The sequence below is a fragment of the Pseudomonas cichorii genome, from assembly GCF_015471405.1.
Classification (GTDB): domain Bacteria; phylum Pseudomonadota; class Gammaproteobacteria; order Pseudomonadales; family Pseudomonadaceae; genus Aquipseudomonas; species Aquipseudomonas serbiensis.
In genome coordinates, this window is record NZ_BLVZ01000012.1 from 43,410 (window position 1) to 55,573 (window position 12,164).

The following is a 12,164-nucleotide window of genomic DNA, read 5'->3' on the forward strand; positions in this document are numbered from 1 at the left end:
CTGAGGATGATGCCCGTGTCCGATTACCAAGCCTTTCTCGTCGAACTGACCGATCACATTGCTCATGTGCAGATTAATCGACCAGACAAGGTCAATGCCATGAGCGCTGCCTTCTGGAGTGAAATAATCGAGATATTCCAGTGGGTCGAGGAGAACGATGAGGTGCGTGTCGTCGTTTTGAGTGGTGCGGGCAAGCATTTTTCCTCGGGGATCGATCTGGCGCTGCTGGCTTCCATCGCGGGGCAGATGGGCAAGGATGTCGGGCGCAATGCGCGGATGTTGCGTCGCAAGATCCAGCAGATGCAGGCTTCGTTCACTGCGGTGGACAACTGCCGCAAGCCCGTGCTCGCTGCAATTCAGGGCTATTGCCTGGGCGGCGCCATCGACCTGGTTTCCGCGTGCGACATGCGCTATGCCGCAGCCGACGCGCAATTCTCGATCCGTGAAATCGATATGGGGATGGCTGCCGATGTCGGGACCCTGCAACGCCTGCCACGGATCATCGGTGACGGCATGATGCGTGAGCTGGCTTATACCGGGCGCACCGTGGGTGCCGAAGAAGCCCAGCGCATCGGTCTGGTCAACAGCACTTTTGCCGATGCGCCGAGCCTGTTGGAAGGTGTCTTCGCCATCGCCCGTGAGATTGCCGCCAAGTCTCCTATCGCGATAGAGGGCACCAAGCAAATGATCGGTTACATGCGCGACCATCGCATTGACGATGGCCTTGAGCACGTTGCCATCTGGAACTCTGCCATGTTGCAATCGGCAGACCTCAAAGTGGCCATGGCGGCGCACATGAGCAAGCAGAAGCCTGTTTTCGACAATTGAGGAGCTAAGATTCTTGCCAGTTACCAGAGGAGTTTTGCCATGACACGCCCGGCGCGCTGGACTACCGCAGTTCTGGATACGCAAGCCACGGGTGGTTGGGCCGTGGTCCATGGCGACGAGGGTTTCCTGCTCGACGGCAATGGCGTCATGTTCCCCAGAGAGTGGCTCAAGCGTCAGGACCTGCCGGTGCAAAGCGAGCATGGGATTGGCCACTTCGATGGCGAGCCGGTCTATGTGCTGGTGCTCGACAGGTCGGTGGAGGTCGAAGGATGCACCTGGCAGGGGCTTCGCCAGTTCATGCTGCAAGGCGATTTTGCTGTCTATCAAAAGCTCGGCTATGCGGCGCAGATCAGCACCTGGGCTCGCGAACATCGATTCTGTGGCGCCTGTGGCCGCCCGACGGTGCAGATTCCGGGCGAGCGGGCCATGTACTGCGAGCATGACAACCTGCGCTTCTATCCGCGTATCTCGCCAAGCATGATCGTGTTGATTACCCGTGGCGATGAAATCCTGCTGGCCCGTTCACCGCGCTTCGTGCCGGGCGTCTACAGCACTCTGGCGGGCTTTGCCGAACCGGGTGAGTCCGCCGAGGACTGCGTGCGTCGGGAGGTGATGGAGGAGGTGCAGATCCGCATCCGCAATATCACTTACATGGGCAGCCAGTGCTGGCCGTTCCCCCACTCGATGATGCTGGGCTTTCATGCCGAATATGAAAGTGGTGAAATCGTGCCGCAGGTCGATGAGATCGAAGATGCGCGCTGGTTCCGTATCGATGACCTGCCGCCTTTGCCGGCCAGCCGTTCCATTGCGCGCTATCTGATCGAGTCGTATCTGGCTCGTCGCTCAGGCGCCCCCGAACCAGTGCTGCCAGGCTAGGCGCACGGTCAGGCCGAGCACGACGGTGATGAACACCGGGCGAATGAACCTGGCACCGCCCTTGATTGCGGTGCCTGCGCCGAAGTAGGCACCGAGCATCACTGACAGCCCCATGCTCAGGCCGATCACGAAGTCTACCTGGCCGGAAAAGATGAACACCGACAAGGCCACGGCATTGCTGACGAAGTTCATGCTGCGCGCCACGCCACTGGCCTTCACCAGATCCACGGGGTACATCATCAAGGTGCTGACAGTCCAGAAGGCTCCGGTGCCGGGACCCGCCACGCCATCATAGAAACCCAGCGTCAGGCCTTGGGGCAGTTGCCATTTCTTCTTGATCGGCGCGTCACTGTCCAGCGGCGCCTTGGGCGTGCCGCCGAACAGCAGGTACAAACCGCAACCGAACACAATCACCGGCAGCATCTGGTTCAGCCATTCGGCAGGCAGGTAATGGGCAATCACCGCGCCGAGTGCCGCACCCACAGCGGTGCCGACCAATGCATGCATCCATTGGCGTGGATGGAAAAGCTTGCGACGGTAGTAGGTAAAGCTGGCCGTGGCCGAGCCGAAGGTCGAACTGAGCTTGTTGGTGCCCAGAACCAGATGCGGCGGCAGGCCGGCTGTCATCAGGGCCGGGGTGGTCAGCAGCCCGCCGCCGCCGGCAATGGCATCGATGAATCCGGCGATGAAGGCAACGGCGATCAGAACAGCGAGGGTAGTAAGGTCGACACTGAGTTCAAAAGGCATGATCGGTACGGCTTATAGGGCAGGGGGGCAGAATGGCTGCCCGAAGGCCGCGCATTCTACTCCCATGTGTACCCAGTGTCAGACAATGGTCGAAGCCTGGCTCTCAAATTTCACCCAGTCCGACCCAGCGCTGTTCACGCGCCGCAAGGCGAATCGCCGCTGCCAGGCGTTCGATCTGCCAGGCCTCTTCAAAATCCGGTCCTCGCTTGCCAAGGCCGCAAACGGCCTGAATCAGAGAATGTACTTCCAGTGCCTTGAGTTCGTTGTAACCCAGTTGATGGCCGGGCGCTGGACAGAAGGCGGCATAGCCTGCCTGGGCCGGGCCTGCGAGTATCCGCTGGAAGCCATCGCGCCCGGTGGCGCCCGAGCGATAAATGCGCAGTTCGTTCAAGCGCTCCTGATCGAAAGCCAGGGTGCCGCGAGTGCCGCTGATTTCAAAGCTCAGGTGATTCTTGTAGCCATGCTTGAGCCAGCTGCTGCTGAAGGTGCCGCGTGCGCCACTGGCAAAGCGCAGCAGGGCGTGGGTCTGATCGTCTACCGCAATCGGGCGCAGCTCGCTGCTGCCGCGAGTGCTCGGGCGCTGGCGATGCACCGTATTCGAGTCGGCGCACACTGCTTCGATATCGCCCAACAGGTAGCGGGCCATGGCCAGCAGATGGCTGCCAAGATCGGCCAGTGCGCCACCGGCATGCTCGGCTTCACAGCGCCAGGACCATGGCGAAGCCGGGTCGCCCATGAAGTCCTCACTGAACTCGCCCTGGAAACTGATGATGTCCCCCAGCTCGCCAGCCTCGATCATCTCTTTTGCCAGGCCGATCATCGGGTTGTGCTGATAGTTGTAACCCACTTGCGTCACGACGCCTGCGGTCTGGGCGCTGCGGCGCATCTCATCGGCCTGGGCAAGGCTGACGGCCAGAGGCTTTTCGCAATACACCGCCTTTCCCGCGGCGATGGCTGCCATGGCCATGGGGAAGTGCAAATGATTGGGTGTGGTGATCGCCACGATCTGAACCTGAGGATCGTCGATCAGTTGCTGCCAGTCGCCATGACTGCGCTCGAACCCCCATGCTTGCGCACACTGCTCGGCACGGGCGCTGTCTGCATCGGCCAGTGCCGCCAGGTGGAGAGGGGCAGGCAGCTCAAAAGTCGCGCTGACATTACGAAATGCAAGGGCATGGGCGCGGCCCATGAAACCGGTGCCGATCAGCCCGATACCCAGTGGCGCAGCGAGAGGGGTTTTCCGCATGACAGTCTCCGTAAAGGATTATTGTTTTCGGAAAATATATTCTACAAATTATAATTATGGAAATTTAATTCTTATCTGGTTCTGTGGGAGCGAATTCATTCGCGAATGAATTCGCTCCTACGCAGACGTCATGGCTGCACTCAGGAAAGAAACCCGCCATCCACATTCAGGGCAACCCCGGTGGTATAGCTGGACGCTTCGCTGGCCAGATACAGCACCGCACCGGCCATTTCACTGGGAGCCGCCACGCGCTTGAGGGGGATCTGGGCCAGTGCCACATTGAGAATGGCGTCGTTCTTGACCAGTGCCGAGGCGAATTTGGTGTCGGTCAGGCCCGGCAGCAGGGCATTGCAGCGGATACCGAACGCCGCGCACTCCTTGGCAAACACCTTGGTCATATTGATGACCGCCGCCTTGGTTACCGAATAGATCCCCTGGAACTGGCCCGGAGATACGCCATTGATCGAGGCCACATTGATGATGCTGCCGCCGCCGTTTTCGCGCATCAGCTTGCCGGCTTCCACGGACATGAAGAAGTACCCGCGAATGTTCACGTCCACGGTCTTTTGAAAGGCACCGAGGTCGGTATCCAGCACATTGCAGAACTGCGGGTTGGTGGCGGCATTGTTGACCAGCACGTCCAGACGCCCGAACTGTTGGCGAATCTGCTCAAAGACGCTTTGAATCTGTTCCATCTCCCCAATATGGCAGGCGATGGCGGTTGCCTTGCCACCTTCGGCGATGATTGCATCGGCAACCTGCTGGCAGCCCTCGATCTTGCGGCTGGAGACGATGACATGTGCGCCTTGCTGGGCCAGCAGTCTGGCGATGGCTTCCCCGATGCCGCGACTGGCACCGGAAACAAAGGCGATTTTGCCATCAAGGTCGAATAACTGGGTTCTGGACATGTTGGTTTCCTGTTTCCTTGGGTCACTGCACTCAAAGGCTGGATTTTTCGATCACTTGCAGGCTCATCCGCTCCAGCAGCAGGTTCATCTGGATGAACTGTGCGAAGCGCTTGTCCCGGGTCTGGCCATGGAAGAACCGGTAGTAGATCTGTTGCACGATGCCGGCCAGACGGAACAGGCCGTAGGTGTAGTAGAAGTCGAAGTTATCGATGCGGATGCCAGAGCGTTCGGCGTAATAATCGACAAACTGCTGGCGGGTCAGCATACCCGGCGCATTGCTGGGCTGACGGCGCATCAACTGTACGGGCGCAGGGTCGTCTGCCTGTATCCAGTAGGCGAGGGTGTTGCCCAGATCCATCAGCGGGTCTCCCAGCGTGGTCAGTTCCCAGTCCAGCACGCCAATGATGCGCATCGGGTTTTCGGGGTCGAGAATCACGTTATCGAAGCGGTAATCGTTGTGTACGATGGCGTGCTGCGGGTGGTCGGAGGGCATTTTTTCCACCAGCCAGTTCCTGACCGTTTCCCAGGCGGGAGCATCAGGGGTCATGGCTTTCTCGTAGCGTTCACTCCAGCCGAGGATCTGCCGTTCGACATAACCCTGAGGCTTGCCCAGGTCAGTCAGGCCGCACGCCTGATAATCGACCCGATGCAACTCCACCAGCTTGTCGATGAAGCTTTTGCACAGTTCCCCGGTCTGTCGGGCATCCAGATTCAGCTCAGGCGGCAGGTCCGAGCGCAGGATGATGCCCTTGACCCGCTCCATGACATAAAAGTCAGAGCCGATCAGGCTTTCATCGGTGCAGTGTGCATAGGTTTTCGGGCAATAGGGAAATGCATCCTTGAGGCCGTTGAGAATACGGTACTCACGGCCCATGTCGTGGGCCGACCTGGCTTTTTGCCCGAATGGCGGGCGGCGCAGGACAAACTCCTGTTCGGGATAACGGATCAGGTAGGTGAGATTCGATGCGCCTCCCGGAAACTGGCTGATCTGCGGCAAACCGCTGAGGCCAGGGATCTGTGCTTTCAGGTAGGGATCAATCAGGTGTGCGTCCAGCTCTTCACCGGGACGAATATCCGTGGACTGGTCGGTTAGCGCCATACTTATTCCTGTTTATTATGGTCTGTCAGGATCATTGGCTAATCTAATCGGCAGGCTATTGGCGAACAACCCTTGGCGAGCCTTATAGGCTAGCGTGTTGCCCGCCGATCAGTCGGTTTTATTGCAGACGAAAAAAAACCGAAGCCCTGAAGCTTCGGTTTTTCGTGCATCGTCCTGAGCCAGTCTGCATGACCGGGCGCAGTGGTTTTCATTAAACCGGGAACAGCTCGCTCAGCTTCATGGCCAGCATCATGTCGCCTTCGGCGCGCAGTTTGCCGCCCATGAAAGCCTGCATGCCATCGGTCTCGCCGCTGACGATGCCTTTGAGGGTTTCGCTGTCCATGACCAGAGTCACGTTGGCGTCAGGGTTTTCACCTTCCTGCAGTTCGCAGGTGCTGTCCTTGACGATCAGGGCGTAGTGCTTGTCTTCGTCAGTGATGTTGAAGCCGAAAACCAGGTCCAGGCCCGAAGCAGCGCTTGGGTTGAACTTGGCTTTCATGGTTTGGACAGCTTCGGCTACTGAGGTCATGGTCTTATCCTTTTATGGTTGGTTCTGGCGCCGGTCAGGGCGCGGTTGGCCGGACTCAGCGGTAAGTGATGAGTTCCGGCGCCTTCAGCAGTTGCAGGTGTGTGTAACTGTTGAAGGAAGCCAGGGTCACCTTGCTGCCACTGAATTCCAGCCGGTTCAGCGAGGTGTTGACGATATGCCAGTTAAGCTCGAATGCCTGCCGGGCAGGTACGCCGCTGACAAGATGCAGTAAAGCCGTGATGGTGCCGCCGGAGGTGAACACGGCGATGCGCCCGTGCTTGTCTGCCGCTTCGATGATTCTGTCCAGACCTGCCTTTACGCCAGCGACGAACGCCAGCCAGCTTTGCATGCCCGGTGTGTCGTGTTCGCCGCCGAGCCAGCGGCTGACGATCTGTGCGAACAGGCGCTGGAACTCGGCCGGGTCATGGCCGGCATTGCGCAGGATATTCAAGGCATCGGGTTCATCGGGGAGCATTGCGGGCAGCAGGGCGCGGACGATGCCTTCGGCATCGAATTCATTGAAGGCGCTGTCGATTTCCAGCGCAGGCGGCTCAAGACCGGCCTCGGCCAGTTGGGCCAGGGCATTTTGTGCAGTGTCTTTCTGGCGCCGCAGATTGCCGGACAGGCAGCGGTCGAAGCGCAGGCCAAGCTGCGCCAGATGTTCGCCAATTACCTGGGCCTGACGAATACCGACGGGCGACAGGACGTCGTAATCGTCTGCACCGAATGAAGCCTGGCCATGTCGTATCAAATAAATGCTGCCCACGTCCGTGTCGTCTCGGTACGTTGAAGGTCCGGCGAGGTTATGGGGTATGGCCGGGGCCTGTCAACGAAAAAACATACGCTCGTTTGAAATTACCGTTTTAACTATTTGCAACAGGTCGTGTGCTGGTGAACGTCAGAGCGCGTCGGTATGCTTGAGCCATCGAAGCCCTTGACTGGAAAGGGCGCAACGCAAGTGAGGAGTATCTGTGGATTTCGTTGCCGATTACGCAAGTTTTCTGGCCAAGACGGTTACGCTGGTCATTGCCATCGTCGTCGTGCTGGTAGCTATCGCGTCAGCACGTGGAAAAGGTCGTCGCAGGACGGCAGGACAACTTCAGGTCACCAAGCTCAACGAGTTCTATAAAGGCCTGCGCGAGCATCTGGAGCAGGCGCTGCTGGACAAGGATCGCCTCAAGGCCTTGCGCAAGGAGCAGGCCAAGACCCTGAAGAAAGAGAAGAAGCAGGCCGAGCCTGAGTTGAAACCCCGCGTCTTCGTGCTGGATTTCGATGGCGACATCAAGGCTTCGGCCACCGAAAGCATGCGTCATGAAATCACCGCGCTGCTGACCATGGCTACCGACAAGGATGAAGTGGTCCTGCGCCTGGAAAGCGGCGGCGGCATGGTTCACAGCTATGGTCTGGCTTCATCGCAACTGGCGCGTATCCGTCAGGCGGGGATTCCGCTGACCATCTGCATCGACAAGGTCGCGGCCAGTGGCGGCTACATGATGGCCTGCATCGGTAACAAGATCATCAGCGCACCGTTCGCGATTCTCGGCTCCATCGGCGTCGTGGCGCAGTTGCCCAACGTCAACCGGTTGCTGAAAAAGCACGATATCGATTTCGAAGTGCTGACCGCTGGCGAGTACAAGCGCACCCTGACGGTCTTTGGCGAAAACACCGAGAAGGGCCGTGAGAAGTTTCAGCAGGATCTGGACATCACCCATGACCTGTTCAAGGGCTTCGTCGCCAGCTATCGCCCGCAGTTGTCCATCGATGAGGTGGCCACCGGTGAAGTCTGGCTGGGTATGGCTGCTCTTGAGAAGCAATTGGTCGATGAGTTGCAGACCAGTGATCAGTACCTGGCCGAGCGGGCCAAGGATGCCGAAGTGTTTCACCTGAATTATGCCCAGCGCAAAAGCCTGCAGGAGCGCGTAGGACTGGCAGCAACATCATCGGTGGATCGGTTGGTTACCGGCTGGTGGAGTCGTCTGACCCAGCAGCGGTTCTGGTGATGCCTTCGCGAATGAGTTCGCTCCCACATACCGTGCAGGAGCGAATTCATTCGCGAAACACTGTCCGTCAGCGACGACGGAACAGCGGCAGAGGCTCGTCGGTTGCAGCCTGGTAGGTCACCGAGAAGTCCTTGAGGCCTTCGAGGGCGTCGTAGGGGTCCTTGTCGGCGCGGACAGCGAAAGCATCGAAACCGCAGCGACGCAGGTAGAACAACTGGTCGCGCAACACATCGCCAATTGCCCGCAACTCACCCTTGTAGCCATAGCGATCACGCAGCAGGCGTGCATTGGAGTAGCTGCGGCCATCGGTGAAGGCCGGGAAGTTCAGGGCAATGACCTGGAACTGATCCACGTGCTCGCCGATTTCCTCGGCTTCTTCATCACTGTCCAGCCATACACCCAGGCCGCCATCGCGGGCCTTGAGTGCGTGGCCATGTTCGCGCCACAACGCCAGCGGCACAATCAGGTCATCGCAGTTGGACAGGCTGTCGAAAGTCGTGTCCTTGGGCAGCAGGTGCCAGGTTTCGTCGATGACTTCGTTGTTCTTAATGATTCGCTGCATAGACGCGCTCCTTGAAAGGGTCAATGCCAATACGCTGGTAAGTGTCGATGAAGCGTTCGTCTTCGGTACGTTTCTCGACGTAGACGTCAATCAGCTTCTCGATCACGTCCGGCATTGCGTCCTGGGCGAAGGACGGGCCGAGGATCTTGCCCAGGCTTGCATCACGGCTGGCGCTGCCGCCGAGTGAAACCTGATAGAACTCTTCGCCTTTCTTGTCCACACCCAGAATGCCGATGTGGCCGACATGGTGGTGACCGCATGCGTTCATGCAGCCGGAAATGTTCAGGTCCAGCTCGCCGATGTCGAACAGGTAGTCCAGGTCATCGAAACGACGCTGGATGGATTCTGCGATGGGGATCGACTTGGCGTTGGCCAGCGAGCAGAAGTCACCGCCAGGGCAGCAGATGATATCGGTCAGCAGGCCTATGTTCGGCGTGGCGAAACCGCCTTCACGCAACTCGTTCCAGAGGGTGAACAGCTCGGACTGCTCGACGTCGGCCAGAATGATGTTCTGCTCGTGGGAGGTGCGCAGCTGGCCGAAGCTGTAGCGGTCGGCCAGATCGGCAACGGCATCCAGCTGTTTGTCGGTCAGGTCGCCAGGAGCAACACCGGTCGGCTTGAGCGACAGGGTCACGGCAATGTACCCCGGCTTTTTATGGGCCAGGACATTGCGGGTGCGCCAGCGAGCGAAGCCAGGGTGCTGGGCGTCCAGAGCAGCCAGTTCGGCGTGCTGATCGCTGAGGGTTTTGTAATCCGGGTCGACGAAGTGCTTGGCAACACGCTGGACTTCGGCTTCGGTCAGGGTGGTCTGGCCGCCGCGCAGGTGAGCCATTTCGGCCTCGACCTTTTCGGCGAAGACTTCAGGTGTCAGTGCCTTGACCAGAATCTTGATCCGGGCCTTGTACTTGTTGTCGCGACGGCCGTAGCGGTTGTAGACCCGCAGGATGGCGTCCAGGTAGCTCAACAGATCCTGCCATGGCAGGAACTCGTTGATGAAGGCGCCAACCACTGGCGTACGGCCCAGACCGCCACCGACCAGTACGCGGAAGCCCAGTTCGCCAGCAGCATTGTGTACCGGCTCCAGGCCGATATCGTGTACTTCAATGGCGGCGCGGTCGCTTTTCGAGCCGTTGATCGCGATCTTGAACTTGCGCGGCAGGTAGGCGAATTCCGGGTGGAACGTGGTCCACTGGCGAACGATTTCACACCATGGACGCGGGTCGATCAGCTCGTCGGCGGCAACACCGGCGAACTGGTCGGTGGTCACGTTGCGCAGGCAGTTGCCGCTGGTCTGGATGGCGTGCATCTGCACGGTTGCCAGTTCGGCCAGAATATCCGGCACGTCTTCCAGGGCTGGCCAGTTGAACTGCACGTTCTGGCGGGTGCTGATGTGTGCATAGCCTTTGTCGTAATCACGGGCTATCTTGGCCATCATGCGCGTCTGACGCGACGTCAGTTGGCCGTAAGGTACGGCAACGCGCAGCATCGGCGCGAAACGCTGGACATAAAGACCGTTTTGCAGGCGCAACGGTCGGAATTCTTCTTCGCTCAGTTCCCCCGCCAGGTAGCGTCGGGTCTGGTCACGGAACTGCTTGACGCGGTCCTCGATGATCCGCTGATCGTACTCGTCGTATACGTACATATAGGTCCTGTTCTCAGGCTTCGTAATGAAGCAAGGGCTGCGGCGTCAAACACGACTGCGGTTACACAGCCTCTGTCTTCGCTTGCGAAGCCTTACGCCATCTAGACAATTCTGCGCGCACGGTCGCGCACTCCCAACGGAGCGCGGCGAAGATACCAGTTTGCAGATATCGGTAAAAGTGATGTTTATATATATGCAAATCGTTAAAAGCGATAAGCAAAATCCTGTCCCTGCGCCGCGTGTACAAGACCCTGCTTGAAGTGCGGGAAATTGTCGACTTTACTGAGTGCTGATCGATGCCCGATGAGGGGTAAGACAAAATTTTTCATATGCAATCACCTATAAAACCGACAAGAGGCGATGCGATGAGTAAGCACCCGAAGACCACCAAGTCCGATAGCAACGTGGATGCCTGGGCTATTTTCTTCCTGATTCTGCTGGTAGTAGGCGCTGCTGTCTTCTGGGTCAGCGGCCAATAGCCAGAACCTGATTGTCTAGCGGTCGACTGCGCAGCTCTCCAGTATTCGGGAAGGGCGGCCGATAGCCATTTATATGCTCAAGGTTCTGTGAATATGAGTGGCTTCATTTTCCGCTGTTTGATCATTCTCTGCGGTTCATGGAGCGGTGTGGCCCTGGCCGCTTCCGTAACCTTTCTAAGCCCGGGTTTTGCAACCGATGGCTATTGGCAAAGCTATGCGCGTGTCATGCAGTCGGCTGCCGATGAAACCGGCATGTCACTCAAGGTGCTGTACACGGACCGTGACACCCGCAAATTGCTGGATATGGCGCGAGAGGCGTTGCAGGGGGCCGGTCAGCGTCCTGACTATCTGGTGTTCTCCAATGAATTGAATGTAGCCCCCGAGGTCCTGCGATTATCTCAGGGCAGTGGCGTCAAGCTGCTGGCCGTCAACAATACGCTGACGGAGGATCAGGTGCGGATTCTGGGCGATCTTCCCTCGCGATACCCGAACTTCATCGGCAGCCTGATCGGTAACGATGAGGAGGGCGGCTATCTGACGGCAAGGCGGCTGATAAGCCTTTATCCTGGTCTGGCTGACGGCCAGCCAATCGAGATGCTGGCGTTTTCCGGGACCAACTCCACGCCGGTTTCCCTGGCGCGTGAACAGGGGATGCGCCGTGCTCTTGAAGAGTTTCCGCAGGTTCATCTGCGTCAGATCGTGCTGGGTGGCTGGCGTCGTGACCGGGCACAGGAGCAGGCCCGGGTACTGCTCAAGCGATATCCGAATATCCGGCTGATCTGGGCTGCGAACGAGCAAATGGCGCTCGGTGCCATGGATGCGTTGCGCGAGCGTGGCGGCGAACCTGGCAAGGACATCCTGTTCAGCGCCATCAACGGTACGACGATTTCATTGCAGGCGCAGTTGAATGGTCGCTTGAGTGTGGTGGCAACGGGGCACTTCACCATTGGCGGCTGGGCCATGCTCTTGCTGCATGACTACGATGCTGCCGATGCTCAGACACGCCCCCGAATCGGCGAGCGCAGTGTGCGGGTGCTGGAGTTGGTAGAGCGCCATGACGCCAGGCGTTTTCTGGAGGCTGCGAAAGTCGAGCGTTACTACCTGGACAAACAGGCGTTCAGGCGTGAACCGGTCGACGGCAACTCACCCTTTGCCCTGAAAAACATGCTGCCGCTGGTTCAGCAAGACCCGAAATAATGCCCTTTCCCCATGGATATGACAGGTATCCATGGGGAAAGGGCGGCGACG

12 protein-coding genes are annotated in these 12,164 nt (G+C 58.7%); 4 read left to right on the plus strand and 8 right to left on the minus strand.

The features are described 5' to 3' along the window. The first annotated feature begins 15 nt into the window (after nt 1-15). A complete protein-coding gene (locus JL015_RS19215; protein WP_201019557.1) occupies nt 16-828 on the plus strand; it encodes a crotonase/enoyl-CoA hydratase family protein in 813 nt (270 codons plus the stop codon). 39 nt (nt 829-867) lie between these two features. After that, nucleotides 868-1,704 (plus strand): NAD(+) diphosphatase, encoded by an 837-nt coding sequence (gene nudC, locus JL015_RS19220; protein ID WP_201019558.1) that lies wholly within the window; start codon nt 868-870, stop codon nt 1,702-1,704. Here the strand turns inward: nudC and JL015_RS19225 are convergent. The 6 genes from JL015_RS19225 to JL015_RS19250 all read right to left on the minus strand — a co-directional run bounded on the left by JL015_RS19225 (nt 1,672) and on the right by JL015_RS19250 (nt 6,999). After that, nucleotides 1,672-2,451 (minus strand): TSUP family transporter, encoded by a 780-nt coding sequence (locus JL015_RS19225; RefSeq protein ID WP_201019559.1) that lies wholly within the window; start codon nt 2,449-2,451, stop codon nt 1,672-1,674. The genes nudC and JL015_RS19225 overlap by 33 nt on opposite strands. 103 nt (nt 2,452-2,554) lie before the next feature. Continuing rightward, complete coding sequence (locus JL015_RS19230; RefSeq protein ID WP_201002042.1) at nt 2,555-3,697, minus strand: Gfo/Idh/MocA family protein; 1,143 nt, start codon at nt 3,695-3,697, stop codon at nt 2,555-2,557. Between the two features lie 140 nt (nt 3,698-3,837). After that, nucleotides 3,838-4,605 carry an SDR family oxidoreductase gene (locus tag JL015_RS19235; protein ID WP_201019560.1) on the minus strand — a complete coding sequence of 256 codons (768 nt, stop codon included), beginning with the start codon at nt 4,603-4,605 and terminating at the stop codon, nt 3,838-3,840. Between the two features lie 31 nt (nt 4,606-4,636). Beyond that, nucleotides 4,637-5,704 carry a phosphotransferase family protein gene (locus JL015_RS19240; protein WP_201019561.1) on the minus strand — a complete coding sequence of 356 codons (1,068 nt, stop codon included), beginning with the start codon at nt 5,702-5,704 and terminating at the stop codon, nt 4,637-4,639. Between the two features lie 211 nt (nt 5,705-5,915). After that, complete coding sequence (locus JL015_RS19245; RefSeq protein WP_201002048.1) at nt 5,916-6,233, minus strand: SCP2 sterol-binding domain-containing protein; 318 nt, start codon at nt 6,231-6,233, stop codon at nt 5,916-5,918. A 55-nt stretch (nt 6,234-6,288) separates the two neighbouring features. After that, a complete protein-coding gene (locus tag JL015_RS19250) occupies nt 6,289-6,999 on the minus strand; it encodes a histidine phosphatase family protein (protein ID WP_201019562.1) in 711 nt (236 codons plus the stop codon). A 205-nt stretch (nt 7,000-7,204) separates the two neighbouring features. Here JL015_RS19250 and sohB point away from each other — a divergent pair, with 205 nt between their 5' ends. Then, nucleotides 7,205-8,233, plus strand: coding sequence for a protease SohB (gene sohB / locus JL015_RS19255; protein WP_201019563.1), 1,029 nt, complete (start codon nt 7,205-7,207; stop codon nt 8,231-8,233). Nucleotides 8,234-8,300: 67 nt separating this feature from the next. On the opposite strand, the gene JL015_RS19260 is transcribed toward sohB, so the two are convergent. Both JL015_RS19260 and JL015_RS19265 read right to left on the minus strand, forming a co-directional pair. Next, entirely contained in the window at nt 8,301-8,795 is a 495-nt protein-coding gene (locus JL015_RS19260) for a DUF934 domain-containing protein (RefSeq protein WP_201002053.1), read from the minus strand. Continuing rightward, nucleotides 8,779-10,437: a nitrite/sulfite reductase gene (locus JL015_RS19265; protein WP_201002055.1), complete on the minus strand. Its 1,659-nt coding sequence runs from the start codon at nt 10,435-10,437 to the stop codon at nt 8,779-8,781. Before JL015_RS19265 ends, JL015_RS19260 begins: the two co-directional genes overlap by 17 nt. 572 nt (nt 10,438-11,009) lie before the next feature. On the opposite strand from JL015_RS19265, the gene JL015_RS19270 reads away from it, so the two are divergent. Next, nucleotides 11,010-12,113: an ABC transporter substrate-binding protein gene (locus JL015_RS19270; protein ID WP_201019564.1), complete on the plus strand. Its 1,104-nt coding sequence runs from the start codon at nt 11,010-11,012 to the stop codon at nt 12,111-12,113. Nucleotides 12,114-12,164: the final 51 nt, after the last annotated feature.